We start from the raw sequence: 26,580 nt of genomic DNA, 5'->3' as shown, positions 1-26,580 counted from the left end.
GGTCAACCTTTCGCCAGCAAGGCGCGTGGATCGCAGATCTGCCCCATGATAGCTGCTGCGGCGGCTGTCGCCGGGCTTGCCAGATGGGTGCGCACGCCGGGGCCCTGGCGGTTCTCGAAATTGCGATTGGTCGTCGAGACGATGCGTTCGCCCGGCGCTACTTTCTCGCCGCCGCCGCCGGCGCACATGGAACAGCCGGGCTCACCCCAGAGGAAACCGGCGCGCTCGAAGAGATCGCGCAAACCCTGCTCTTGCGCCTGTCGCGCCACAGTGCGCGAACCAGGGACCACAACCGCCGTGACGTGATCGGCAATATGGTGGCCGGCCAGAACCTGCGCCGCGCTTTCAAGATCGCTCAAACGGGCGTTGGTGCAGGAGCCGATGAAGACGCGATCGATCTTCGTGCCCGCGAGCGCCGCGCCGGGCGCTAGATCGATATAATTTATCGCACGCTGCCAGCTTGCCTCATCCAGCCCGGCCTCCGCAGCCGTTGGCACATGACCGGAAATCGAGGCGACCTGCGCTGGCGACGTGCCCCAGGTGATCTGTGGCGCTAGCGCCGTGCAGTCGATCGTCAGATCGGCGTCGAACCGCGCATCCGGATCGGATCGCATGCTCAGCCAATCATCCTGTGCCTGGTTCCAGAGATCGCCGTGGGGCGCGAGACGGCGTTGCGCCAGCCAGGCGAGTGTCGTCTTGTCGGGCGACACGAGGCAGGTGCGCGCGCCAAGTTCCACCGCCATGTTACACAGCGTGAAGCGTGCTTCGACCGGCATCGTTGTCACGACACGACCGGCAAATTCCAAAGCGGCACCGCGTGCCGCCTCCAGGCCGAGCCGGCCGATCACATAGAGAATGACATCCTTGGCACAGACGCCGGCGCCCAGCGTCCCTGCCAGATTGATCCGCATCTGGCGCGGCTTGCGCACCCACATGGCCTGCGTGGCGAGCACATGCTCCAGCTCAGAACTGCCGCAGGCCAGGCCCAAGGCGCCGAGACCACCAACGGTCGGCGCATGGCTGTCGACACAGAGATAGGTCGAGCCCGGCAGGACGAAACCCAATTCCGGCGCCGCCACATGGGAAATCCCCTGCTCTGCATCGCCGACATCGAGCAATCGCAAATCATGCTGGCGCGCCGCCGCGCGGGCGGCATCGATGAAAACACTGCTGCCGGCAGCAAGCTTGGGGAAGGACGGGACCGAATGATCCATCACCACCACCGCAAGGTCAGGCCGGCGGATGCTGAGCCCACGGCGATCCAGATTTTTCAAAACCTGCGGCGCACGCACATCGTCAACGACGACACGATCGATATAGAGCAGCGTCTTGCCGCCCTCTTCGGCCAGGCTATGGCGCGCCCAGATCTTGTCGAACAGGCTCTCGCCCATCGCGTCTATCCTCCCGCCGGCCCGATATGATTGTTTTAAGCTCGGCCGTGCGAGGATAGGTTCTACAAGCGATCGAGGGTCTCGCCAATGCCAGCCTCGCATCATGAGGCCGACAGGCTGCGCATCACCGCCAACCCCATGACGATCATCGCGATCGACAGCACCAGGCTGGCGGCGAGATAGAGCGCCAGCGCCCCATATTGCTGGCGCTCCCACAACAGGATCGTGTCGAGCGAAAAAGCCGAGAACGTGGTGAAGCCGCCGAGAATGCCCGTGGTGAGAAACAGCCGCCAATGCTGGGAGGCTTCGCCCTGAAAGGCGAAATAGCCGGCGAACAGACCCATGACGAGCGAGCCGATGACATTGACCAGCAAAGTGCCGAACGGAAAACCGGTGCCGAGAAAGCGCGCAGCAGCGAGATTGACCCCATGCCGCAACGAAGAGCCGATGCCGCCGCCAATGAAAACGATCAGATACGTCATAGGATTGCCCTCAATTCATTTGGGGCAATAAAAAACCCGCCATCGGCGGGTCTTCATCGAGTCCCACCACGGCAGAGCCCTTTACGGCCCAGGTCGCAGTAGGAGTCATCAGCCTTCGCGGCGGGTATCGGGGAACTCCATCCCCATCGGTGTTCAAGATAGGAATGCGGCGGGGACCTGTAAAGACGGCCGCACGCAAAAACCCCGCTGCCTTGCGGGGCAACGGGGCGTAGTCCGTTGGCGATTACATTAGGGACTGCTTTCGCCACTGCTCAAGCTAGGCTGATGACCTGACATGAAACTGACAGCCAAGCTTAAGCAAAAGCCCCGCTGTCTTGGGGAGACAACGGGGCTCGTGTGCAGTGTGCGGCGAACCACAATTGGGGACTGCTTATCGCCAGCAACGAGGCTAGGAAAGCCGGCTGACAGGAAGCTGACTTTCGCGCAAGATTTTCGCCCCTCGGACATCCGCCAAACCCCTGTTTTAGAAGAATTTTAAGCTGGCAGCCCGGTGATCAGTTTATCGAGCGTCACCGGATAGTCGCGCACGCGCACGCCAGTGGCATTGTAGACCGCGTTGGCGATCGCCGCGCTGACGCCGCACAGGCCCAGTTCGCCGACGCCCTTGGCCTTCATCGGCGAGGACATGGGGTCGACCTCGTCGAGGAAGATCACCTCCTGGTTGTGGATGTCGGCATGCACTGGCACTTCATAGCCGGCGAGATCGTGATTGACGAAGAAGCCTTGGCGCTTATCGACGGCCAGTTCCTCCATCAGCGCGCCGCCCACGCCCATGGTCATCGCGCCGATCATCTGGCTGCGTGCCGATTTGGGGTTGAGAATGCGGCCGGCGGCGGCGACCGCCAGCATGCGGCGCATACGCACTTCCGCCGTCGCCGCATCGACGCCCACTTCGACGAAATGCGCGGCGAAGGTCGATTGCTGATAGCGTCGGCTGAGATCGCCGAACTCGATCGTATCTTCCGCCGACAGGCCGGCCTCTCCCGCTGCCTCGCCCAACGAAACACGGCGATTGCCCTGCTGCACATAGCCGTCGCGGAAAGCCGCATCGCTGGAATTGAAGCCCAGCTTCTGCGCCACCGCTTCGCGCAGCTTGACGCAGGCAGCATAGACGCCCGAGGTCGCCATATTGGCACCCCACTGGCCACCGGAGCCGGCGGAGATGGGAAACCTGGAGTCGCCCAGGCGCACCACCACCTTCTCGATGTCGACGCCCATCATCTCGGCGGCCGTCTGCGCGATGATCGTATAGCTGCCGGTGCCGATGTCGGTCATATCGGTTTCCACCGTTACCACGCCACGCCCATCAAGGCGCACGCGCGCGCCTGATGGGGTCACCAGATTATTGCGGAAGCCCGCGGCGACGCCCATGCCGACGAGCCAGCGGCCATCGCGCACCTGCGCTGGTTGCGCCTTGCGCTCGGCCCAGGCGAAACGCTCGGCGCCGAGGCGCAGACATTCGACCAGTTGCCGCTGGCTGAAGCGCCGCTCGGGATGTTCCGGATCGACCTGCGTGTCGTTGAGGATGCGGAACTCGACCGGATCGATATTCAGTTTTTCCGCCATCTCATCCATGGCGATCTCCAGCGCCATGAGGCCCGGCGCTTCGCCCGGCGCGCGCATGGCATTGCCTTCCGGCAGATCGAGCACCGCAAGCCGGACCGCCGTCAATCTGTTGGCGCCGGCATAGAGCAGCCGTGTCTGCTGGATAGCGTTTTCCGGGGAGCCCCCGCGCAGATTGCCGGACCAGCTCTCATGGCCGATCGCCGTGATCTTGCCGTCCGCCGTCGCGCCGATACGGATACGCTGGATGGTGGCCGGACGATGGGTCGTGTTGTTGGCGATCAACGGCCGCGTCAGCGCCACTTTCACCGGGCGCCTGGCGATGCGCGCGCCAAGCGATGCCAGAAGCAAATCGCTGCGCGGGAACAATTTACCGCCGAAGCCGCCCCCAATATAGGGCGAAACCAGGCGCACGTTTTCGCGCGGAACACCCAAAGTGATGGCAAGATCGCGCACGCCCCAGGCGATCATCTGGTTCGATGTCCAGACCGTCAGCTTATCTCCGTCCCAGGCGGCAATCGACGCGTGCGGCTCCATCATCGCATGGGACTGATCGGGCGTCGTATAGGTCGCGTCCTGCTGCACAGGCGCGGCCGCGAAGGCGCCGGGAAAATCGCCAATCGACGCACCGCCGCTCTCGCCTTGCCGTAGCGGTGCCGTGTCACGCGCGGCAGCGAGATCGAAGGCACCGTTTTCCCGCGCATAGGTGACACGCACCAGGCTCGCGGCGGCACGCGCCTGCTCGAACGTCTCAGCAACCACCAAAGCGACCGCCTGATGGTAATGCTGGATCTGCGGGCCACCCAGCAGCATGGCGGTGTTCAAACTGCCCTTGCTGAGCTTGCCGGCATTCTCGGCCGTGACGATCGCCACGACACCTGGCGCTGCTTGAGCGGCAGCCAGGTCCATCGAAACGATGCGCCCCTTGGCAATCGCCGCACCGACGACATAGCCATAGGCCTGATTGGCCACGACATCGTGCTGCTCGTAAGCATAACGCGCCGTGCCGGTGGTCTTGAACGGCCCGTCGATGCGATCGAGCGGGTGGCCGACGACCTTCAGTTGATCGATGGGATTGGTGGTGGAAGGGCTGTCAAAGCGCATGTCACGACCTCGCTTGAGTCAACACCGCCTGGAGCGTGCGCTCGACCAGCGGCAGTTTGAATTCGTTCTCGTGGGTTGGCTTGGCGCCGGCGAGCAATTGCTCGCTCACCGCTTTGGCGCCGCGCGGCAAAGCGCGCTCCGCCACCTCCATGCGCCAGGGCTTATGCGCGACACCGCCCAGCGCCACCCGACCGCTGCCGTCGGGCTGGACGATGGCGCCGACCGAGACCAAAGCGAAGGCATAGGAGACACGATCGCGCACCTTGCGATAAACATGCACGCCGCCGACCGGCTTCGGCAGAACCACGGCGGTGATCAATTCGCCCGGCATCAAAGCGGTTTCGAGATGTGGCGTATTGCCCGGCGTGCGATAGAAATCGGCGATTGGGATGCGCCGCACCGTGCCGTCGGCCCGCACCGTTTCGATCACCGCGTCGAGCGCACGCATGGCCACCGCCATGTCGCTGGGATGGGTGGCGATACAGGCCTCGCTGCCGCCGATCACCGCGTGCTGCCGGCTGAAACCGGCGAGCGCGCCGCAGCCACTGCCGGGCTGGCGTTTATTGCAGGGCTGATTGGTGTCGTAAAAATACGGGCAGCGCGTCCGTTGCAGCAGATTACCCGCCGTCGTCGCCTTGTTGCGCAACTGGCCCGAAGCCCCGGCGAGCAAAGCGCGCGACAGCACGCCATAGTCGCGCCGCACGCGCGCGTCGGCGGCGAGATCGGTGTTGCGCACCAGGGCGCCAATCCGCAGACCGCCCTCCGCCGTCGGCTCGATCTTGTCGAGCGCCAGACCGTTGACATCGATGAGATGAACCGGCGTTTCGATCTCAAGCTTCATCAGATCGAGAAGATTGGTGCCACCGGCGATGAATTTCGCACCCTGAACCCGCTCGACCGCAGCTGCGGCTTCGCGCGGCGATTGCGCGCGCTCATAAGTGAAGGACTTCATGCTTTTCTCCCCGCAACTTCGGTGATGGCGTCGACGATGTTTTGATAGGCGCCGCAACGGCAGATATTGCCGCTCATGCGCTCGCGCAGCTCTTCCGCCGTCAGTTGGGGCACAGCAATCAGATCGGCCGTCACATGGCTGGGAACGCCGGCCTCGATCTCGTTCAGCACGCCGATGGCCGAACAGATCTGACCGGGGGTACAGTAACCGCATTGATAGCCGTCGTGCTTGACGAACGCCGCCTGCATGGCATGCAGATTGTCAGGTTGCCCCAAGCCTTCGATCGTCGTGATCGTATCGGCCTCATGCATGACCGCCAGCGACAGGCAGGCATTGATGCGGCGGCCATCGACCAGCACCGTGCAAGCGCCGCACTGACCATGATCGCAGCCCTTTTTTGTGCCGGTAAAATGCAGATGCTCGCGCAGCGCATCGAGCAAGGTCGTGCGCGTGTCGAGCTCCAGCTCTTCGCGCTTGCCGTTGACGGTGAAAGAGACCTTCGTCAGCGCGGTGCCAGCCACGGCGGCCGCGGCCACGCGACTGGTGCTGGCGCCACCGATCTGGGCGCTCGCCGCGACCGGCGCGGTCGTGGCGACAACCGATGCGGCACCAGCTTGCAAAAGCTGCCGGCGGGTTGCCTCGAAATCGCAAGGAGGATGCATGTCGAACTCCGTTTCAGGACTAATTCGAGATTTCTTCGGGAGTTTTCTTGAAGGTTGTTGGGATAACGTCGTTGACGCGGGAGCTGCCGCTCCGCCGCTCTACACGAATTCGTGAATACCCGACGACGGCCCTAAAATGGGCAACCGTCGTCACAACGCCTGAACAGGCGATGCCAACAATTTCATCGTTGAATTCTCCGCATTGGCCGGCGTGCGGTCAAAAAGTCTGATCCACGGACCCGTGGGGTACGCGGTCGGGGATCACCGGCAGCCAACAGAATGAGAATAATGCGCAGAGGCGCCCTTCATTAGAGGCGCAAACCCGCATGCACTTATGCGCCTCATTCATGAATGGTCGCATGAATGGTCGGAAACCCAATTTTCAGGCGAGATAGGCCGGCAATGGCGAACGGTCCTGCAATTGGATCAGGCGTCGCGCCAATTCCTCGAAAAGTTCGGCCTTGCGCGGCAAAATCGTCGGACTGTTCCAAAGATTGACGATCTCCTGCGGATCGTTCTCAAGATCGTAAAGCTCGCCCCAATCCTCGCCATCGCGCACGCTCATCCGCCATTTTCTCGTCACCAGAGTGCGTACGCGCTGCGGCTTGTCAAAGCCCGTCATCGGCCGTTGGCTATCCTCTTCGATCACCAGAGAGTTCGGCTCCTCATCCTGAAGGAGGTTGCGCCCCTGGATGCCGTTATAGGGTTGGATGCCCGCGCGCCGCAGAATGGTCGGCGCGATATCGATCGACTGGGCCAGATCGGGCCGTACGTCGGCCTTGCAGCCTGGTTCGTTCCAGATGAAAGGCACGCGGATCAAGCCACGATAGTGCAGCAGCAGTTTCAGCATGATGCCGTGGTCGCCCATGAAGTCGCCGTGGTCGGACGTAAAAATGACGATCGTGTCCTGATCCAAGGCCAGCTCGGCGAGCTTGGCGCGCACCCGGGCGATGGCATCGTCGATCATCGAGATCGAACCATAGGTCAGGGCGATGATATCGCGGGTTTCGCTGGCCGTCACCGCGAATGGGCTTTGCCTGTTGCGTGGATCGCTGCCTTTCGCCAAAGCTTCGCGCATCCGCACGATCGGCGGCAAATCGCCATTGTCGAAAGATGCCGGCACAGGAATGTCGGCGGGATCGTACATATCCCAATATTTGCCAGGTGGCGTGAACGGGTGATGTGGATCGGGAAACGACATCTGGATGAAGAAAGGTTTCGACGGCTCGCGCGCACACTGCTCCAAGGCCGCGATTGTGCGTTCCTCGATGAAGCGGGTCGAATAAAGGTCCTCGGGCACGGCGGTGCGCCAGGCCTGCGGCGCGTTGATGCGTTGATCCGGCAGAGCGTTGTCGGGCCCGACCAATTTGTCGAAGTTCGGCTCGCGCGCCAGCGCCCAGAGGCGATAGTCGCCGCAGGCGCGGTCGCCGTGGTCGGCGACGAGTTCGAAATGGTCGAAGCCGTAGAAACTGTCTTCCCTGTGCCGCGATTGCGCGCTGGCCGGCCAATGCATGATGTTTTCATATTCATAGGCCGCACCGGTGCGATGATCCTTGTGCGCATCCCGCAACGCCTCCGGCGGCGTTACCAGACCGGGTTCGGCCTTGAAGCGATTGACGGCCGGCTCGCCGGTGAACGATTGCAGATGCGACTTGCCGATCAATGCGGTGGCATAGCCGCTGTCGCGTAGCAGTTCGACGAAATTGGCATGGTTGCGCGATAAAGCGATGCCGTTGTGGCGCACGCCGGTGAGCGACGGCATGCGACCCGTCATGATCGACGCCCGGTTCGGCATGCAGATCGGATTGGCGACGAAGAAATTGTCAAACCTGAGGCCTTGCTGGCTCAGACCATCAATGGCCGGCGTGCGGACAATGGGATTGCCGTAACAGCCCAGATGATCGGCCCGGTGCTGATCGGTCATGATCAGCAGGAAATTCGGCCGACGCTTCGCTCCCATCATTTTACTCCGATAGCTTGATGCCCGCGCCAGCGATCACCTCGCCCCAGCGCGCTGTTTCATCGCGGATCAGTTGGACAAACTCGCTCGAGGGCAGGAAATGCACACGCAGCCCCTGCGCGGTCAGACTGTCGCCGAAGCCCGGCTGATCGATGACATGCTGGATCGATGTCGCGAGCCTGCGCGCGATCTCGGGCGACATGTTCGCGGGCGCGATGACGCCGGCCCAGAAGTCCATTTCGAGGCCTTTGAAACCGGCTTCCGCCGTCGTCGGCACATCGGGAAGCGCGGGGCTGCGCACCTTATCCATGGTGGCGAGAACGCGCAGGCTGCCTTCCCGATGATAGACCGCCGTCACATTGGGCATTTCAAAGGTGGCGTCGATGCGGCCCGCAAGCAGGTCCACCATCGAGGCCGCGCCGCCGCGATACGGCACGTGGCGCAGCTTGGTGCCTGTCGCCCGTTGAAACAATTCGGCCGCCATATGCGGCAGCGATCCGACACCGACGGAGCCATAGGAAATTTCGTCCGGCCGCGCTTTCGCCAGCGCGACGAATTCGCCTAACGTTTGGGCAGGCACGGATTTATTGACGGTGACCGTCAGCGTGCCCGAGGTCACCAGGCCAATGTGGGTGAAGGACTTAATCGGATCGTAGGGCGCCGTGTGGACGAGCTGCGGCCCGATTGCGAGGGAAGCGACGACACCGAGACCGATCGTGTAACCATCAGGCTCAGCCTTAGCGACCGCCGCCGAGCCGACGCGCCCGCCCGCGCCCGCGATATTTTCGACGACCACCGTTCCGTTCAAATCGCCGCTCATGCCATTGGCAAGCAGACGGCCGAGGACATCGAGGGGGCCGCCGGCGACATAGGGCACGATCAATCGTATCGGCCGCGTGGGATAATCCAGCGCTTGTGCGGCTGACACGGACGCCGTGGCTCCCAAGGACAGAGCGACGGTTAAGACGAAGGCATGAAAGCACGGCCGCATAATACCCCCTGCCAATATGTTCCTCTTCGAACAGCATCTTTACAGACCGACTGGGGGTCGAAAAAATCAGATGATTAGAATCAATCATCAGGAAAAGTGATGATTCTCGATCCGCGCCATCTGGTTCAATTGGCGACCATCGTGGAACTGGGCACGTTCCAGGCGGCGGCCGATGCGCTGGGCGTCACGCAGCCGGCGCTGACGCGCACGATTCAAATCCTGGAGAAGCGGGTTGGCAGCGCTTTGTTCGACCGCACGACCCGCCGGGCCGTTCCCACCACAGTCGGGCTGGAACTGGCGGCGATCGGTCAATCGATCCGCTCCGCCACCTTGCGGGCACGCGACATTTCGCAAAGTTTCAGCCGTGGCCAGGCCGGACGCCTGCGCATCGGCGCGACACCCCTCGTCGCGGGCGTCTTCCTCGCCCCCATCATCCGCGACTTTCTGACAACCCATGAAAGCGTCTCTATCGCACTGTCGATGGGTCTCGTTGGCGAGTTGAACGATACGCTACGCAAAGGCGACATCGATCTGATCGTCGGCCCGATCGGCCTGTTCGAGCGCAGCGACGACCTGATTTACGAAACGCTGTTCGACGATGAAATCGGCTTCTTCTGTCGCGCCGGTCATCCCCTGCTTCGGCGCAAAACGATCGGCGCGGCCGAGCTGAACAAGATGCGCTGGATCATGCCGCCGCGCGGCAATCTCTTCCGCTTTCAGACCGACAGCGCGCTGGAGGAAATGGGCGTGGAACAGGTGCGCGTCGCGCTGGAAACGCTTTCGACGGAAGCCTCCATCGAAATCGCCAGAATGACCGATTTCCTGACTCCCCTCTCCGCTCTGACGATTTCCTCAAACGCCATATCCGGATTGGCGCGCTTGCCCATCCATTCGGATCGCCTGCGACGGCCGCTTGGCGCGATCAGCCGCAAATCGGCGCTGCAACCCTTGGTGCGCGTGTTCATCAACGCGATCGTTGAAGCAAGAGGCAAGAAGAAGCGTTAGATTCGCTGGATGCCCGCTTTGTCGACGATGCCCTTCCAGCGCGTGATTTCCGACGCGATGAAGCTGCGCATGGCCTCCGGCGGCGTGGCTTCCGGCTGAACGCCGAGGAAGCCCAATTGCTCACGAACCTTTGGCACCTGCAGCGCTTTCGCGATCGCGCCATTAAGGCGCGCCATCACATCGGGCGGCGTGCCGGCGGGTGCCGCGATACCGTTCCAGGAACGCACTTCAAATCCGGGTAGCGTCGCGGCGATCGGCGTGACCTGCGTCAATCCCGGCCAGGGCTCGCGGCTGGTGACACCCAATCCACGGATGGTTCCTGAGCGGATGGCTTCGCCCGTGACCGTAATGCTATCCACCATCAGATCGATGCGCCCACCCATCAAATCGGATAGCGGTTCCATGCCGCCGCGATACGGCACATGGGTGAGTTTGATGCCGGCCAATTCGGCGAACAATTCACCCGTGAGGTGCTGCGTCGAGCCGACACCGACCGACGAGAAGGTGAACTTGCCCGGCTCCTTCTTCGCCGCCGCGATCAGATCGCCGATGGATTTGATCGGGCTCTGTAAGTGGGTGGCGATGACGAAAGGAAAGGTCGCGACGAGCGAGACGAAGGCAAAATCGTCAACCGGGTTGAAACGCAGGCTTTTATAGAGCGCGGCCGAGACCGCATGGCCGCCAGTCAACATGATGATGCGATAGCCGTCCGGCTCGGAACGCGCGACATTTTCCGAGGCGATATTGCCGCCAGCGCCGGGTTTGGCTTCGACGACCACCTGCTGGCCGAGCGCGGTAGACAGCTCGCCCGCCATCACGCGGGCGATGGAATCCGCATTGCCACCGGCGCCAAATCCATGCACCAGCACGATCGGCTTGCGCGGCCAGTCTTGCGCCAAAAGCGACTGGCTGCCTGCGGCGGACGCGAGAAGACCCGCGACGACGGAACGGCGCGTAGGCATGGAAAACTCCCTCCAGATTTCCAGATTCAAAGATGCCGGCCGCTGTCGACGACGATCGAACTGCCGGTGGTCAGGCGCAGATGAGTCACGGCCGATATGATCGCCAAAGCGACATCGTCCGGTTCGGCGACGAGTTTGAGCGGCGTCGAAGCCGCCTGCTTCTCGACGCCTTCGCGCCCACGCCCTGGCACGAAATCGGTGGCGACCGCCGCCGGCGAGATCGTGATCACCCGTACTTCCGGCGCCAGAACACGCGCCAAGGACACGCCCATCGTGTCGAGTGCCGCCTTCGAGGCGCAATAGGCGATCGAACTGCCGAGGCCGGTGAAGCCGGATATCGACGAAATGTTGATGACGATGCCGTCGCCACTGGCGCGTAGCAGCGGCGCGAACGCCCGGATGGTGGCGAACGGTCCACGCACATTGGTCATCAGGATGCGATCGAACGTCGCGTCGTCGAGCCCGTCGAGATCGGCATGCGGCACCGCGCGGGTGACACCAGCGGAATTCACCAGCACATGCACCTTGCCGAAAGTCTGCTGCACCATCGCCGCGGCTGCCGCGATGGCAGCGCTGTCCTCCATGGGAATACGAAGCGCGATGTGTTGACCGCCACCAAGGCCGGCGATGATCTCCTCGGCGCGTTCGCGGCCGGAATTATAGCCAACGACGACGGTGGCACCGGCACGAGCCAGACGGCGAACCGTCGCGGCACCAATGCCATTGCTGCCCCCGGTCACCACCGCGATACGGCCGCGAAGATCATATTCTCCCCGCCCCGCTGGACGACTCTCTGTCACTACCAATTCCTTCCACTTGCCCGACGGGCCGTTTTCCGATCCCGCTGCGAAGGCGCGGAAGGTAACAGTATCGGCTCCTTGCCTCTGTCACACGATCTGGTGACAGAGCCTTATGACATGAGGCGCCGCATCAGCTCATTCTGCGAGCTGATCCCCAAGCGGGCATAGGCGCGTTTGCGGTAGGTGAGAACCGTGTTGAGGCCGATGTTGAGACGCAGGCTGATGCCTTCCGACGTCAGGCCAAGGGCGACCAGGGCGCAAACCTGTCGCTCGCGCGCGGTCAAGGCGGGTGCCACGGCCGCCAGCCGTTCGCTGAACTGCCATTCGAGATCATGGACGGGCTTGGGGCGGCTCTCGCAATCGTGCCGCCAGACCAGCGCCAACAGCAATTCGGCCATCTCCGCCAGGCAATCGATGTCCTCATCGCGGAAATCGTGGCCGCACCGACGATAGAAATTCAACCGCATCACATGGTCGTCGCGGACTTCGACGATCGACAGGCGATGATTGAGATTGACGGCGCCATAGCATTCGTTGCGATAGGCGCGATCATCGACATCCGTCGCATTGATGTCGACGATGAGGTTCGCCGACACGGCTCGCCGCTCCGGCGGCGCTTCGGCCAGCAACCGCATCACCGGATCGCTCATCCAATGGGTCCGCACATAGCGCTCGGCCACCGCGCGCGCGACCGGGCGCGGCCCTTTGTTCTCGGCGACCACGGTGCGGATGATCCCCTCCGGCGCGGCGCAGAAGGCCGTCACATGATCAACCGCCAGCAGGTCATGGGACAGGCTGAACAAGGTGCCGCCAAAGTCCGGCTGGCCAATTTGGGCGACCAAGGCGGCCATGGCCCGCAGACCGTGGCGGCCGGCGCCAGATTGTCCAAGGTCATGCACCCGCATCACATTCCTCCCTCGGGTCTTTCCCCACCCAGAAGCCAAACGCCCCCGCCTGTCCAGGCACAGGCGGCCGGTCGACGATCAACTCTACGCCAATTGGGCTCAAGGCTCTATGCCGTGCGGTCCTTATAGGCCCCGGTATCGAACCAGGCCTCGAATATGGGGGCGATGGCCGCTCCCGTGACGAGCCCGGCCTGCCAGTCCCCGGGGGCGGGCCGCACGATCAGCATCCAGCCCTCGCCATAGGCGTCCTGATTGAGGAGTTCTGGCTTTTTCTCCAGACGTTCGTTGTGGGCGACGACGACCCCCGCGAAAGCGGCCCGGGCCGAGCCGACCCATTTGCCGCCCTCGACCACGGCGAAAGACTTGTCTCTCTCGAAATCGCGGCCAATGCGCTTGGGCGTGAACACCAGCACGTCACCCATGAGATTGGCGGCCCAGCGGGTGAAGCCCGTGCGCACGGTGCCGTCGGCCAGCGGCTCATACCAGATCTGGTTTTCGACGTCGTAATGGAGATGTTCGGGAAAATCGCAATCCTGGATGGTGACCATCGCCCGCCTCAGTAGGTGAGAACGCGGCAGGAGCCGTCCATCACATCCTGAATCATGGCAGCCGCCCCCATTAAGCCACTGCATTCAGGAATGAGGTCGCTCTCCTCGATGTCGAAGAGATCGAGATTGGCTGGACAGGCCCAAAGCTTGGCACCGTGGTCGTGCGCCTCCTTGATCCAGTCATAGACGGTCTTGGGATGGCCGGGCTTGATGTGTATCTTCTCGGCGACGCCTTTGATCATCAGCTTGCCTGCGGCCGCCGTGCAGACGATATCGACCTGATAGTCCATCGCTGCCGCGACCGCCGCATGATAGAAAGGCGCGCCCAATTCCTCGGCGTTGCGCGGATCGGTGTTGAGCAAAACGACGAGCAGCCGCGTGCTCATGGCGATGCGTGTCTCTGCGGTTTCATTGCGTCACCTCATCGATGCGCATGCGTCGGCCCCATTTGTCGAAGAAGTGGCCTTCGTTCAGCACCAATCGATCATCATCGACACGCGCTTCGAGTTCGCGCAGCCGGACACGCGCGGTTGGATTGTCCAGCGGGCCGCCTTGGCTGGCGGTGGTGGGAAAGAAAGCCGCGCCATCCCAATCGGCGCCAGAACCGGCGAACATCACGACGATCTCACCCCATGTGATCTCATCACCGATGACGTTGAAATAGGTCGAGCAGAGCGGTGTCACTTTCGCCGTGCCCGTATCGACGAGAATGACCAGCGCGGTGAATTCGCCGGTCGCCGCGAATTCGCGCACGATCCAAGATTCAAAATCGCTGGCGGGGGCATCAGAAGTCGACAACGGGTGTCTCCGGAATGTAGTGCTCGAACAGGATCCAGAAAGCCGAGCCATGCTTGTCATGATACCAGCTTTCGAACCGATCGAGGGCGGCGATCACGTCCGCTTCCGGCTCGCCCGCCGGATCGCGGCAGGCGAAAATGGCTTGCGCGACGGGTGCGAAACTCTCGCAAATCGTCTGTCGAACCTCGCTGTCGCTTGACCAGCCGAGCTTGGTGCGCAGAACGCCGACGGCACGGGCCACGGCGATTTCCTCGCCATCGGCGCTTTGCATGCCCTCGGCCACAGCACGCATGAAGTTGAAACGACGATAGGCGAATTTGCGGTCTTCCTCGATTTTCCTCAAGCGTGCCGACATTTCCTGGCGCAAGGCTGCTTCGGCCTCGTCGCTGCGGTGGGTGGCTTGCTGGAGATGATCGAGAAAGGACGGCGTTGCGATGGTCACAGCGCACTCCTGGATGATGGCGGAAGAGAGAGGGAGTCGAACCCACCAAGGACCGTCTCGCGGCCCCTCCCGGATTTGAAGTCCGGACGCCCCACCGGGAACGCTTCTCTTCCATCTGTTGGCCTGTCGTTCGATGAACGAAACAGGTCGACCCGATGACGGTTCATACGGCGTAGATCGCCACGCCGCAATGTCACGCCATGGCGATCGAAAAATTCGAGAATCTGAATTGCCACCTTGCGGCCGTTATCAAGCCGGTCACGCAATTGCGCGGCGCTGAACTCACCTTTCGGCACCTGGCTCGCCACGTCGGCGGCGATGTCGACCATTTCGGCGACGGTGTCGCGCAGAAAGAAATGATCATGCGCCACTTCATCGACCTGACCCATGCGGCCGAGCAATTTGAACAAGCGGCGGATTTCATTTTCGTGCATGCCCATGACGCCGGCGATGTCGCGGACGCGTGGTGGGCGAAAGCGCTCTGTATCGGCGATCATCGGCCGCACTTTGTTCCACACCTGCTCGTCCACCGAAGTCAGGCGAACCTCATGCCCTGGCAGGCGCACCCAGGCGCCCTGCAGGCCAACCTCGCCACTTTTCGCCAATCCTTGCAGAAAGGACAGAAAAGATGGTGCCGGCAGGCGCGGCAAAAGTTGCAGCCGTAGCCGCTCAAGGCCTATACCCGGCAGATCGGGATTGTCGGCATGAAAGGTTTCGAGCGTCGCCAACAAATCGCGCTTGAGCTTCAGCCAGGTCGCGGGCGACAGGCCAAGTTCGGCTGTCTGCGTGCGAATGCGCAGCACGCCTTGCCGGTCAATCAGCGCCTCCATGGCCGTGGCATTGAGCGCGTGATCGCGGCCGAAGACGGTCAGGTCAATGGAGAAAGGAGCGCGCGCCAACAAAGCCGCCAATACGCCTGCGGGCTCGCCGAGCGCCATAGCCTCGAGTTGTCCCAGGCGCTCCGGCGTGCGGCGCTTGCGCGCCGGAGCACGCAGATCGAGGAACGCGCCGCCGCCGATGGTGCGCTGGCCGGTCGTATCGCGCAGGACGAACCGATCGCCGACAGCCGCGGCGATCGGATGTTCCAGAACCAATTGCACGAAGGCCTCGGCGCCGGGCTGCACCGGCTCGTCGTCGAGCAGAACGATGCGGGCGCCCACTTCGGCGGCGGCATGATGCAGACGCACCGGCATCCACTGCGCCAAAGGCTTGCTTTCACCGGCGAGCAGCCGGACCTTGGCATCAATGCGATCGGTCGGCGCATGCAGATGTGGATCAAGCACCACATCGCCGCGCCGAATGGCGTCCTTGGCTATGCCCTCGCCCGCTAGATTGAGCGCGCACCGCTCGCCGGCGAGCCCGCGCTCGCGCGGCTGGTTCTGCGCGTGAATGGAACGTACGCGCGCTGAAAGGCCGGAAGGGCTGATCGTGACGTGATCGCCGACCGCCACCTGACCGGAGAGAACCGTACCCGTCACCACCGTGCCAGCACCCTGCAACACGAAACAGCGATCGACGGCGAGCCGAAAGCGGCCCTCGTCGGCCCGCCGTTTCAGCCGCTTCTGCCAATCGAACAGGCGCGCGCGCAGCTCGTCGACGCCCTCGCCACTGACTACAGAGACGGGCATGATCTCGGCTTGCACCAAGCCGGTTCCGCTTAAAGCCTGGTGGATTTCGGCGATCACCCGGCCGCGGTCTTCGGGCGCCAGCAGGTCGGCCTTGGTCAGAGCGACGATGCCATGGCGGATGCCCAGCAGATCGACGATCATCAGATGTTCGCGTGTCTGCGGCATCACGCCATCGTCGGCGGCCACGACCAGCAAGGCGAGATCGATGCCGGTGGCGCCGGCCAACATGTTGCGGACGAAGGCCTCATGGCCCGGCACATCGATGAAACCGACGATGGAGCCATCGGGCGCCGGCAGATAGGCGAAGCCCAGATCGATGGAAATGCCGCGTTTCTTTTCTTCCTTCAGGCGGTCGGTGTCGACGCCAGTCAACGCCTGAACCAGCGAAGTCTTGCCGTGATCGATATGACCGGCGGTGCCGACGATCATGCGACGGCCTCCACATCCGGCCTGTTGGCGCGTTGCTCGGCTTCGGCAATCTCGGTGCTGTTCAGAAATTGTCGGGCGGCCGGCAGGAACGGATCGGCGAGCGCGCTGCCATTAGCCTTGGCGCGCAACAGCAAGGCGAGCGCCTGGACCGGATCGCGCGGCACGCCTGCGCCCAGATGATGCGCCGCGCCCAGCATGGCCTGACCGTCGGCATCGCCGGCAGCCGCGGCCTTGCGCCACCAAGCGGCGGCTTCCTCCGGATCACGCTCCACGCCCAGCGCATTGTGATAGATCATGCCTAGCCGTGTCATCGACGCAGCGACACCCTGCTCCGCCGCCGCCAAGGCCCAGCGTCGCGCCTCGACAGGATCGAGCGCGATGGTCTCGCCTTCGAGCAGCATCCAGCTCAGCATGTCCTGCGCCGGCCCATCGCCCGCCTCCGCGGCCAACCGATAGAGTTCGGCGGCACGATCGAAATCGGCTTCGATGCCTTGTCCAAGGGAATCCTGTCCCTTGAAATAGAGCGCCGCCAAATTACGGCGCCCGACCGGATCGCCCGCATCGGCGGAGAGCGTCAGCCATTTCAACGCCAGAGCGTCATCACGCTCGACGCCAAGCCCTTCTGCAAAACAGGCGCCGATATTGTTCTGAGCGCGCGCCACCCCGGCATGGGCCAACGGCCCCCAAAGGTCGAGTGCCCTGGCATAATCGCCCTGGCTCGACGCCTGATAGGCGGCCGCCATGGTGGCGGCGACATCCACATCGTCAGCCTTCGACTTGCCGAACAGGCGCTCAAGCCATTGCATCGGCTCCGCCCTTGAGATCGAGTTTCGATAGATTGGCAATGAAGCCGGCTTCATCGTCGAGGCAGCGCAGATCGAGCACCAGACTTTGGTCGGCGATATGGCCGATCACGGGAACAGGCAGACTGCGCAGAGCCGCCGAGAGCTGGTTCAACGCGCGGCCGCTGCCATCGACCGGGCGCAGGGCGAGACCAGCGCTGGCTATGGCTTCGAGCGGCAAAGCACCGGACCCGATCTGGCTCGCGCAGGCCGCGATTTCGACGGCAAAACCCTGCCCGACGCTTTTGGTCAGAACGGGCACGAGCCGTTTCGCCTGCGCTTCGATATCGGCGCGGGATCGCGCCAGCAGGCGCATGGTCGGCAGACGCTCGGCCAGGCGATCAGGATCGCGATAGAGTTTGAGGGTCGCCTCCAGCATCGCCAGCCGGACCTTGTCGACCCGCAGCGCGCGCTTCATCGGATTGCGGTTCACCTGCGCCAGCAGATCCTTGCGCCCGACGATGAAGCCGGCCTGCGGACCACCAAGCAGTTTATCGCCGGAAAAGGTGACGAGATCGGCACCGTCGGCCACGGCTTCCGCCACCGTCGGCTCGTGTTTCAGGCCGAAACGACGCAAATCGACCAGAGTGCCGGAGCCAAGATCGTGCACGACGGGCACTTTGCGCTCGCGCGCGATCTCGACCAGTTCACGCGCTTCGACTTCGGCGGTGAAACCTTCGATGCGATAGTTGGACGTGTGGACTTTCAGCACCAGACCTGTGTCAGACCCGATGGCGCCGACATAATCCTTGCGATGGGTGCGGTTCGTGGTGCCGATCTCCACGAGGCGCGCACCGGCGCGGGCCATGATATCGGGCATGCGGAAAGCACCACCGATCTCGATCAGCTCGCCGCGCGAGACAATGGCGTCGCGGCCCTGGCCAAGGGTGTTGAGGGCCAGCAGAACGGCGGAAGCATTGTTGTTGACGACCGTCGCATCTTCCGCGCCTGTGAGTTCGCACAACAGCGCGCGTACATGATCGTCCCGCTCGCCGCGCTTGCCGTCATCGATATCGAATTCGAGAGAGACCGCGTTGCGCATCGCCTGCACCGCCGCCTCGATCGCAACGTCGGCGATCAGAGCGCGGCCGAGATTGGTGTGCAGAACAGTGCCCGTGAGATTGAACACGGGGCGCAAACTCGAACGATCCTGTGCTTCCAACCGCTGCGTGGCCATATCCGCAACTTCGGCACTGGTGCCAGGCATCTTGCTTGCGCGCAATGTGGCGAGCGTTTCGCGCACCGCCTCGACCGCAGCCGGACGGCCGAAGCGCGCGATCGCGGCTAAAGCAACCTCGGTTTTCAGGACTTCATCAACCGATGGGAGGCGGCGCGGATTGTGGATTTCAGCCTGCGACATCGCCCCCTCCTCAATAACCAAGCAGATAGGGATTGAAGGCGCCGCGTCGATAACCGGCCTCGCGCACCAAAAGATCGAGCCCAAGAGTCGCGACGTCGTCGGCGACCGGTTCGAGCGAAGGCTCCTTATGCTGGTGCAGAATTTTCACATAGCTGTGGCATTCCTCGCAGGTCTCGGCCTGGACGTTCGACGGTACGCCGTCGATCTCCTTGTAACCGATGCCCTTGGTGGTGCCGCAGACGGTGCAGCGAATGCGGACATAGTGCCACCAAGTTTCGCAGAGCGCGCAGACACAGAAGCGCGTATTGGCCGCGCTCTGCCAGCCGACGACAACGGACGAAACGGGCGGGCCGCCGCAGACCGGGCACAAAGCGTCGCCTACGGGCACCAGCCGCTCCGCATCGAGCCGTGCGGCGACACGGGCGAAATGCACCTGCATGGCGGCCGCGACAAAGACATGGCTCGCCAGGCTCTCCATCGGAATGGCATTGGCCAGAACGGCGCGAACCATATCGTCCCGCGTCGACGGGCTGGCACGCCTGATGGCATCAAGCGCACCGCGCGCCGCCTCTGGCATGTCGATGGCGACGGCCTGATCGAACAACCGATCGAGCGTGGTTTCGAGCGCCGGTTCGGTGACGAAACGGGCGCGATCAAGGGGCGGCATGTCGAACTGCCGTGCGCGTTCGCGCGCGTCCAGCGGCGGCACATCCGGCTCCGGCAGACGGTCCTGAATGCGATGCTGCGCATCGGCGAGGCTCGCCAGAAAAGTCAGGTAAGGCCCGAGCTGATGCGACGGCGCCAGCGCGCGCAAACGTTCGGCGCGGACTGCGAACAGGCTGGTCGGATCGGGTAGTCGGGCGAAGGGCGGCTTGGCAACCGCCCCGATGGGAACAGGATCATGGCGCGGCGCGCCGGCATTACTCATCTCTCAACCTCACGAACCCTCCGGGCCACGTGCAGTGTGGCGCCCCGCCGGCCGGACAGCCGGCGGCGCGTCTACCTCAATGTTTCGCCACCAAATTGCGCAACCATTTGCGATGGTGCCGCCAAGCCCAACCGCCGGTCACCTGGCCGCTGGTCATGGCGCCGATGGTGCCACGCACCCAGATCGCCGCATAGACATGGACGATCCAGACACTGATCGCGACCACCGCCGTGACGGCATGAACCAGCACGGCGACGCGCTTCTGCGTGATCGTGAAATAAGGACCGAAATATTGGTCCCAGATCACGATGCCGCTGGTGATCAGCACCAGGATCAGAAGCGACATCGACCAGAACACCAGTTTTTGGCCGGCGTTATATTTGCCAACCTCCGGCAGTTTTTCTTCATGTCCAGCGACCACGTCACGCACGCGCGCCAGCCACGTACCATCCTCGCGCTTCCACAGATTGAGCTTCCAGAAGCGGAAGAACAGGCCGAGGAAGCTGAAGAACAGAACCACGCCAATCCAAGGATGGATGGTGCGGGTCCATTCGCCACCACCGAAGAAGACCGTCAGGAAAAACAGGCTTGGATGGAAGAGAGCCAGACCGGACAGAGCGAGCAGCACGAGGCTGACCGCCGTGATCCAGTGGTTGATCCGCGCGCCGACCGTATAACGGTCGACGGTGACGGGGTTGCCAGGATGGACTGCGTCGCCGGGGGCGATTTCTGAATTGCTCATTGTCCCCTCTCAGCCAACCGTTTCGCCGCTTCTTCATCTTCGGGAGAGACCCGGTTGGGGCCCGCCACGATATGATGCAGCAAACCGACCGCGGCGACGGCACCCATCACCGCCAGACCCGCGTATTTGGTCATGCCCTTCCAGATTTCGACGATCGGGCTGATCGTCGGATCCTTCGGGAGGTTCGCATAGAGCTGGGGCTGATCGGCGTGATGCAGCACGTACATGACGTGCGTGCCGCCGACACCCGGCGGATCGTAAAGCCCGGCGTTTTTAAAGCCGCGCGATTGCAGATCCTTGATACGCTCCTCGGCGTGTTTCTTCATGTCCTCTTTGGGACCGAAGACGATCGCCTGGGTCGGACAGGCCTTGGCGCAAGCCGGCCCCTGCCCGACGGCCACACGATCGGAGCACAGCGTACATTTATACGCCTTGCCTTCCGTCTTGGAGATGCGCGGAATGTTGAAAGGACAGCCCTTCACGCAATAGCCGCAGCCGATGCAATTTTCCTTCACGAAATCGACGATGCCGTTGGAATATTGCACGATGGCGCCCGGCGACGGACAGGCCTTGAGACATCCGGGGTCGGAGCAATGCATGCACCCGTCCTTGCGGATCAGCCATTCAAGGTTCTGCGTCTCCGGATTCACCCATTCGGTGAAACGCATCAAGGTCCAGGTTGCCGTGGTCAGATCATGCGGATTGTCGTAGGTGCCGGTGTTGAAGCCGACTTCCTCGCGCAGATTGTTCCACTCGAGACACGCCGTCTGACAGGCTTTGCAGCCGATGCATTTCGACGTGTCGATGAGTTTCGCGACCGCCTGGAGAGGTTCGGCCGCCGGCACGCTGGAAGCGGACCGCCGGACCAGATTTTTGTCGCTCAGCTTGGGCGCCGAGGGTGTGGTCTTGGGGTTGGGAAGCGGAGGATACATCTTCGTCTCCCTTATGCCACCGGCCCGGAGATGGGCTCGATATCGACCAGAAACGCCTTGTATTCGGGCGTTTCGATGTTGGCGTCGCCGACATAGGGCGTCAGGCTGTTGGGCCCGAAGCCTTTCCTGGCGACACCGGTGAAGCCCCAGTGCAGCGGCACACCGACGACATGAACGGTCTTGCCGTCACAGGTCAGCGGCGTGATGCGCTTGGTCACCACGGCCTTGGCCTTCACCGAGCCGCGTTTCGACCAGACGCGGACCCAGCCACCGGAGGTGATGCCCTTTTCCTTCGCCAGTTGTTCCGAAATCTCGACAAAGAATTCGGGCTGGACGACGGCATTGGGCCGCACGTGTTTGGTCCAGAAATGGAAGTGCTCAGTCAAACGGTAGGAGGTCGCCGCATAGGGGAACTCCTTCGATTCACCAAACTGTTCCATGTCGCCACGGAAGACGCGCGCCACCGGATTGCCGCGCACCTTCGGCGCTACGACGTTTTGGACCGGTGACTCGAACGGCTCGTAATGGACCGGGAACGGTCCGTCGCGCATCAGTCCACGAGCGAACAGGCGTGCCGTGCCTTCCTGGTTCATGATGAACGGGCCGACTTCGCTCGGCTTGGCGTTCACCGCGATGTCGGGCACGTCATAGCCCGCCCATTTCGTGCCATCCCACTCGATGAGCTTACGCGTCGGATCCCAAGCCTTGCCTTCAAGGTCGGCGGAGGCCCTGTTGTAGAGGATGCGCCGGTTGGCCGGCCAGGAGAACGCCCAGTTGGAATAGGCGCCCGTCTCGTCCGGATCCTTGTTGTCGCGCCGGGCCATATTGTTGCCCGCCTCGGTGAAGGAACCGGAATAGATCCAGTTGCCGCACGCGGTGGTGCCGTCGTCACGCAGGACGCCGAAGGCCGCCACCTGTTTGCCCTTCTCGAGCAGAACCTTGGTCGGGTCGCTCGGGTCGGTCACCGTCTCCACCACATAGCCGTTCATTTCCTTCGCGAGTTCCTCGGGCAGAGGATCGTTCGGGTCCTTGTAGGGCCAGTAGAGATTGGTGATCGGATCAGCGAAAGCGCCGCCCTCCTTCTGGTAGAGCGCTTTCACGCGCAGGAAGATCTGCGCCATGATCCAGGCGTCGGTCTTGGCTTCGCCCGGCGGGGTGCCGCCCGCCCAGTGCCATTGCAGCCAGCGACCTGAATTGACCAGCGCGCCCTCGTCCTCGGCGAAGCAGGTCGAGGGAAGCTGGATCACTTCCGTCTGGATCTTCGACGGATCGACGTCGTTGTGCTCGCCATGGTTCTCCCAGAAGCGCGCCGTCTCCGTCTCAAGCGGATCCATGGTGACCAGGAACTTGAGTTTGGAGAGCGCCGCCGTGATCTTCTTCCGGTTGGGGAAGGAGAGCAACGGATTGAAGCCCTGGCAGAAGTAGCCGTTCATCTTGCCTTGATGCATCAGATCGAAGGCGCGCAGAACGTCATAGGCCGGCACGTCGAGCTTCGGCAGGTAATCATAGGCCCAGTTATTGTCGGCGGTGGCCGCCGGTCCCCACATGGACTTCTGGAAACTGACGAAGAACTTCTTGTAGTTCTGCCAGAAGCTCATCTGGTTGGGCCGCTGCGGTTTGAAGCCGCGCGTCGACATATAGGTGTCGAGCGTCGTCTCCCGCTCCGTCGGTATCGTCAGATAGCCGGGGATGAGGTTCGACATGAGGCCGATGTCGGTCAGACCTTGAATGTTGGAATGACCGCGCAAGGCATTCATGCCGCCGCCGCGCACACCGATATTGCCCAGAATGAGCTGCAACATCGCCATGGTGCGGATGTTCTGCGATCCCTTGGAGTGTTGCGTCCAACCGAGCGCATACATCGACGTCATGGTTTTGTTTTTCGCCGACGTCTCGGCGATCATCTCGCAGACCTTGACGAACTTGTCCTTTGGCGTGCCGCAGATGCGCGAGACCAGGTCTGGCGTGTATTGGGCGACATGCGCCTTCAACATGTTCCAGACGCAACGCGGGTTCTGCAGCGTGTCGTCGACGACCACATAGCCGTCCGGACCGATTTCCAGATCCCAGGTCGAGCGATTGTAGTCGCGCCGTCCCTCGTCATAGCCGGTGAACAGACCGTCCTGATACTGGAAGCCCTCCTTGACCAGATAGGTCGCGTTGGTGAAGGCCTTGACGTAATCCCACTGCACCTTGTCGTTGGCCATGCAGTAGTTGATCACGCCAAGCAGGAAGGCGATGTCGGTGCCCTGCCGGATCGGAGCATAGTAATCCGCCACCGAGGCCGAGCGCGTGAAGCGCGGATCGACGACGACGAGCTTCGCACCGCGATTGGCCTTCGCTTCCGTCACCCATTTGAAACCACACGGGTGCGCCTCAGCGGCATTGCCACCCATGATGACAACCAGATCCGTGTTGCGGATATCCGTCCACGAATTCGTCATCGCACCGCGACCAAACGTTGGGCCCAAACTGGACACCGTGGGGCCGTGTCAGACCCGCGCTTGATTGTCGAATACGAGCATCCCGGCGCTGCGCACCACCTTATAGGTCGCGAAGGCCGTTTCGTTGGTGGTCGCCGAGGCCGCGAGGAAGCCGGTGGTGACCCACCGATTCACAGTCGTGCCATCATTGTTCTTGGCGACGAAATTCTGATCGCGATCGTCCTTCCACAGACGGGCGATGCGATCGAGCGCCTGATCCCAGCTCACCCGCTCGAACTTGTCCGAACCGGGCTTGCGGATCATCGGATATTTCAGGCGCGTGTCCGAATGGACGAAATCGAGCAACGCCGAACCCTTCGGGCAGAGCGTGCCACGATTGGTCGGATGGTCGGCATCGCCTTCGATATGGACGATGTCGGCCTTTTCGCCTTTCTTCAAATCGCCCTTCGAATACATGATGATGCCGCATGCCACCGAGCAATACGGACAGGTGTTTCGCGTCTCTGTCAGGTTGGCGAGCTTGAAGGGACGAATAGCGGCCGCGTAAGCAGCTTCAACATCCCCAAATCCAAATGCGCCGATTGTCGTACCTGCGAGACCCGCACCGGCGCCTTGTAGAAAGCGGCGCCGCGAGAGCTCCATGTTCATCGCGGGGTCCTCCTTCGCGTGTCCGGGGGGACACGACACCAATCCAGCAGCGCGGCCCCTCGGCAGCGACCACTGAATTCGTTCTGATAACGAGCCTATGAGCGAAGCATTTAGCTGTCAAACAGCTTAGAAAGAGAACAAACAAACTTTCGTCCTACTTGCAGCGTTCGAATCGTCTTTCTTACCGTAGACTTACGGTGAGTTTGCAGGCCGCTAAGCGACACCTCGACCATGCCTGCAAGTCCTTGCAGGCATGCGGTCGTCTCGATCCCTTTTTATCGCACTGCACACGACTCAGTTGGCCTCACATTTCCATTGACCGTCGCGCGCATTGCCCGGCACACTGTTGCCGTGGCGCAAGCAACGGCTCCCGAGGTTCGGGGCGCACAAGTTTGGACGCAACGGGCCTTGCCGATCGCTGCGGCAGTGGTGCTAAATGTTCTTGGCGTCAGCGCTTTCGCACAAAGTGAAAGCCCACCTCGCCTCATCGCCGCCCCCCAGGATTTCAAGCCCGCCTTCACGCTGGAAGACAGCGATCGCGTTGCGACGGCCCTGAACGACCTGCATGGCCGCCCCGTGATCGTTCACTTTTTCGCGACATGGTGCGAACCCTGCCGTGTAGAACTGCCCGCGCTGCAGCGGCTGGCCGAACGCGCCGGCACGCTCCGCGTCCTGACGATTTCCGTCGCCGAACCGGAAGCGCGCGTCCGCACCTTCCTCGACAAGATGCCGCTGCACTTCCCGGTCCTGCTCGATCGCGACCGCAGCGTAGCCCGCTTCTGGAACGTTTCGGCTTTACCGACGACCTACATTCTCGACGCCAGGCTGCAACCGCGCTTGTTCGTCGAGAGCGACTATCCATGGGACGAGGTCGATGTCCCAGCACTTGAGACTTCACTGTCGAATGGAGGGGAGCAACATGCAGTACCATCGCCGTGATCTTTTGAAAGCCGGAGGCGCGTTGACGGCCGTCGCCGCCATGCCAGGCTTTGCGCGCGCGCAGAGCTTCGCGCCCAAGCCCGGCACGTGGCGAAAATTCGAGATCGTCACCAAGCTCGAAATCGCCAAACCGGAAGGCAAGGTGCAGGCTTGGATTCCCGTGCCGTCCGTCAACGAGGCCGACTGGTTCAAATCCGGCGACAGCAAATGGACGACCAACGGCACGGCCTCTTTGCAGCACGACGCGAAATACAAGGCAGGTTTCGTTCACGTGACCTGGGACGCTGGCCAATCGCCCGTCATCGAGATCGTCAGCACGGCCACCACGCAGGATCGCGCCATCGATCTGAGCAAGCCCGGCCAGGCGGCTGCCCTCTCCGACAGCGATCGAAAGCTCTATACCGGGCCAACGGCCCTTATTCCGACCGACGGCATCGTCAAGCAGACGTCCGACAAGATCGTCGGCAATGCGGCAAACGACATCGACAAAGCTCGGCGCATTTTCGAATGGGTGGTCGAGAATACCGCGCGCAATGCCTCGACACGCGGCTGCGGCATCGGCGATGTCGCCGCCATGTTGACCAGCGGCAATCTCACCGGCAAATGCGCCGACCTCAATGCACTCTACGTCGGCCTCGCCCGAGCCGCCGGCCTGCCGGCGCGGGATGTCTACGGCATTCGCGCGGCTCCTTCGCAGTTTGGCTACAAGAGCCTTGGCGCCGGCTCCGCCAATATCACCAAGTCTCAGCATTGCCGCGCCGAAGTCTATCTCGAGAGCCTCGGCTGGGTGCCGGTCGATCCCGCCGACGTGCGCAAAGTCGCCCTGGAAGAACCGCCGGCCAATCTGCCGCTCAGCGACCCCAAGGTTGCCGCGGCGCGTGCCACCCTGTTCGGCGCTTGGGAGGGCAATTGGCTCGCCTATAACTTCGGACACGACATCGCTTTGCCTGGCGCCCAGGGGCCGGCGGTGGAATTCCTGATGTATCCGCAGGCGGAAACCGTGGCGGGGCGGCTCGATTGCCTCGATCCCGACACGTTCCGCTATTCGATCACGGCGCGGGAAGTGAGCGTTTGACAAGAGACGGCGGGTATCACCTGATAC

23 protein-coding genes, 1 tRNA gene, 1 pseudogene and 1 riboswitch are annotated in these 26,580 nt (G+C 62.6%); of the genes and pseudogenes, 3 read left to right on the top strand and 22 right to left on the bottom strand.

Translation table 11 applies throughout. The annotated features are described in order from the left end of the window. Nucleotides 1-2 precede the first annotated feature (2 nt). The 7 genes from OIM99_RS11660 to OIM99_RS11630 form a co-directional block, all read right to left on the bottom strand. Nucleotides 3-1,391 (bottom strand): 3-isopropylmalate dehydratase large subunit, encoded by a 1,389-nt coding sequence (locus OIM99_RS11660; RefSeq protein WP_311850580.1) that lies wholly within the window; start codon nucleotides 1,389-1,391, stop codon nucleotides 3-5. Between the two features lie 101 nt (nucleotides 1,392-1,492). Beyond that, complete coding sequence (gene crcB, locus OIM99_RS11655) at nucleotides 1,493-1,873, bottom strand: fluoride efflux transporter CrcB (RefSeq protein WP_311850579.1); 381 nt, start codon at nucleotides 1,871-1,873, stop codon at nucleotides 1,493-1,495. 92 nt (nucleotides 1,874-1,965) lie between these two features. After that, nucleotides 1,966-2,027, bottom strand: a riboswitch (Fluoride riboswitch). 341 nt (nucleotides 2,028-2,368) lie between these two features. Beyond that, the gene (gene paoC / locus OIM99_RS11650; RefSeq protein ID WP_311850578.1) at nucleotides 2,369-4,561 is read right to left on the bottom strand and encodes an aldehyde oxidoreductase molybdenum-binding subunit PaoC; all 2,193 of its coding nucleotides are present in this window, start codon (nucleotides 4,559-4,561) and stop codon (nucleotides 2,369-2,371) included. 1 nt (nucleotide 4,562) lies between these two features. Beyond that, complete coding sequence (locus OIM99_RS11645) at nucleotides 4,563-5,513, bottom strand: xanthine dehydrogenase family protein subunit M (RefSeq protein ID WP_311850577.1); 951 nt, start codon at nucleotides 5,511-5,513, stop codon at nucleotides 4,563-4,565. After that, a complete protein-coding gene (gene paoA / locus OIM99_RS11640) occupies nucleotides 5,510-6,175 on the bottom strand; it encodes an aldehyde dehydrogenase iron-sulfur subunit PaoA (RefSeq protein WP_311850576.1) in 666 nt (221 codons plus the stop codon). Before paoA ends, OIM99_RS11645 begins: the two co-directional genes overlap by 4 nt. A 382-nt stretch (nucleotides 6,176-6,557) precedes the next feature. Then, complete coding sequence (locus OIM99_RS11635; RefSeq protein WP_311850575.1) at nucleotides 6,558-8,135, bottom strand: sulfatase-like hydrolase/transferase; 1,578 nt, start codon at nucleotides 8,133-8,135, stop codon at nucleotides 6,558-6,560. Nucleotides 8,136-8,139: 4 nt separating this feature from the next. Beyond that, complete coding sequence (locus tag OIM99_RS11630) at nucleotides 8,140-9,063, bottom strand: tripartite tricarboxylate transporter substrate binding protein (protein WP_311850574.1); 924 nt, start codon at nucleotides 9,061-9,063, stop codon at nucleotides 8,140-8,142. Between the two features lie 162 nt (nucleotides 9,064-9,225). Here OIM99_RS11630 and OIM99_RS11625 point away from each other — a divergent pair, with 162 nt between their 5' ends. Further along, nucleotides 9,226-10,131 carry a LysR family transcriptional regulator gene (locus OIM99_RS11625; protein ID WP_311850573.1) on the top strand — a complete coding sequence of 302 codons (906 nt, stop codon included), beginning with the start codon at nucleotides 9,226-9,228 and terminating at the stop codon, nucleotides 10,129-10,131. Here the strand turns inward: OIM99_RS11625 and OIM99_RS11620 are convergent. The 15 genes and pseudogenes from OIM99_RS11620 to fdnG all read right to left on the bottom strand — a co-directional run bounded on the left by OIM99_RS11620 (nucleotide 10,128) and on the right by fdnG (nucleotide 24,539). Next, entirely contained in the window at nucleotides 10,128-11,093 is a 966-nt protein-coding gene (locus tag OIM99_RS11620; protein WP_311850572.1) for a tripartite tricarboxylate transporter substrate binding protein, read from the bottom strand. The two genes, OIM99_RS11625 and OIM99_RS11620, sit on opposite strands and share 4 nt — an antisense overlap. A gap of 26 nt (nucleotides 11,094-11,119) precedes the next feature. Next, nucleotides 11,120-11,893: an SDR family oxidoreductase gene (locus OIM99_RS11615; RefSeq protein WP_311850571.1), complete on the bottom strand. Its 774-nt coding sequence runs from the start codon at nucleotides 11,891-11,893 to the stop codon at nucleotides 11,120-11,122. 110 nt (nucleotides 11,894-12,003) lie between these two features. Continuing rightward, nucleotides 12,004-12,798, bottom strand: coding sequence for a helix-turn-helix transcriptional regulator (locus OIM99_RS11610; RefSeq protein WP_311850570.1), 795 nt, complete (start codon nucleotides 12,796-12,798; stop codon nucleotides 12,004-12,006). Between the two features lie 107 nt (nucleotides 12,799-12,905). Beyond that, the gene (locus OIM99_RS11605) at nucleotides 12,906-13,346 is read right to left on the bottom strand and encodes a glycine cleavage system protein H (RefSeq protein WP_311850569.1); all 441 of its coding nucleotides are present in this window, start codon (nucleotides 13,344-13,346) and stop codon (nucleotides 12,906-12,908) included. Between the two features lie 8 nt (nucleotides 13,347-13,354). Beyond that, nucleotides 13,355-13,732: a DsrE/DsrF/DrsH-like family protein gene (locus tag OIM99_RS11600; protein ID WP_311850568.1), complete on the bottom strand. Its 378-nt coding sequence runs from the start codon at nucleotides 13,730-13,732 to the stop codon at nucleotides 13,355-13,357. Between the two features lie 22 nt (nucleotides 13,733-13,754). Then, the gene (locus tag OIM99_RS11595) at nucleotides 13,755-14,144 is read right to left on the bottom strand and encodes a hypothetical protein (protein ID WP_311850567.1); all 390 of its coding nucleotides are present in this window, start codon (nucleotides 14,142-14,144) and stop codon (nucleotides 13,755-13,757) included. Then, entirely contained in the window at nucleotides 14,131-14,586 is a 456-nt protein-coding gene (locus OIM99_RS11590) for a hypothetical protein (RefSeq protein WP_311850566.1), read from the bottom strand. Before OIM99_RS11590 ends, OIM99_RS11595 begins: the two co-directional genes overlap by 14 nt. Nucleotides 14,587-14,603: 17 nt before the next feature. Continuing rightward, nucleotides 14,604-14,699: transfer RNA gene (locus OIM99_RS11585), tRNA-Sec, on the bottom strand. Nucleotides 14,700-14,810: 111 nt separating this feature from the next. Further along, nucleotides 14,811-16,643, bottom strand: a pseudogene (gene selB / locus OIM99_RS11580) (selenocysteine-specific translation elongation factor); the annotation flags it as partial. Continuing rightward, nucleotides 16,640-17,449 (bottom strand): tetratricopeptide repeat protein, encoded by an 810-nt coding sequence (locus tag OIM99_RS11575; protein ID WP_311850565.1) that lies wholly within the window; start codon nucleotides 17,447-17,449, stop codon nucleotides 16,640-16,642. The pseudogene selB and the gene OIM99_RS11575, both read right to left, overlap by 4 nt. After that, nucleotides 17,436-18,845 carry an L-seryl-tRNA(Sec) selenium transferase gene (gene selA / locus OIM99_RS11570; protein WP_311850564.1) on the bottom strand — a complete coding sequence of 470 codons (1,410 nt, stop codon included), beginning with the start codon at nucleotides 18,843-18,845 and terminating at the stop codon, nucleotides 17,436-17,438. Before selA ends, OIM99_RS11575 begins: the two co-directional genes overlap by 14 nt. A gap of 10 nt (nucleotides 18,846-18,855) precedes the next feature. Beyond that, nucleotides 18,856-19,773, bottom strand: a complete 918-nt coding sequence (gene fdhE / locus OIM99_RS11565) for a formate dehydrogenase accessory protein FdhE (protein ID WP_311850563.1) — start codon at nucleotides 19,771-19,773, stop codon at nucleotides 18,856-18,858. Nucleotides 19,774-19,849: 76 nt separating this feature from the next. Then, nucleotides 19,850-20,515, bottom strand: coding sequence for a formate dehydrogenase subunit gamma (locus OIM99_RS11560; RefSeq protein WP_311850562.1), 666 nt, complete (start codon nucleotides 20,513-20,515; stop codon nucleotides 19,850-19,852). Then, nucleotides 20,512-21,447, bottom strand: coding sequence for a formate dehydrogenase subunit beta (gene fdxH / locus OIM99_RS11555; protein ID WP_311850561.1), 936 nt, complete (start codon nucleotides 21,445-21,447; stop codon nucleotides 20,512-20,514). Before fdxH ends, OIM99_RS11560 begins: the two co-directional genes overlap by 4 nt. Before the next feature lie 11 nt (nucleotides 21,448-21,458). Beyond that, a complete protein-coding gene (fdnG, locus tag OIM99_RS11550; RefSeq protein WP_311850560.1) occupies nucleotides 21,459-24,539 on the bottom strand; it encodes a formate dehydrogenase-N subunit alpha in 3,081 nt (1,026 codons plus the stop codon). Nucleotides 24,540-24,947: 408 nt separating this feature from the next. Between fdnG and OIM99_RS11545 the strand changes: the two genes are divergently transcribed. Beyond that, on the top strand, nucleotides 24,948-25,478 hold the full coding sequence (locus OIM99_RS11545) for a TlpA disulfide reductase family protein (RefSeq protein WP_311850559.1): 531 nt from the start codon (nucleotides 24,948-24,950) through the stop codon (nucleotides 25,476-25,478). Then, nucleotides 25,459-26,553, top strand: coding sequence for a transglutaminase domain-containing protein (locus OIM99_RS11540; RefSeq protein ID WP_311850558.1), 1,095 nt, complete (start codon nucleotides 25,459-25,461; stop codon nucleotides 26,551-26,553). Before OIM99_RS11545 ends, OIM99_RS11540 begins: the two co-directional genes overlap by 20 nt. Nucleotides 26,554-26,580 lie beyond the last annotated feature (27 nt).

It is taken from the genome of Methylocella sp. CPCC 101449, from assembly GCF_031921685.1.
Classification (GTDB): domain Bacteria; phylum Pseudomonadota; class Alphaproteobacteria; order Rhizobiales; family Beijerinckiaceae; genus Terripilifer.
The sequence above is the reverse complement of the archived record's forward strand: the minus strand, read 5'-3'. Positions and strand labels throughout refer to the sequence as shown.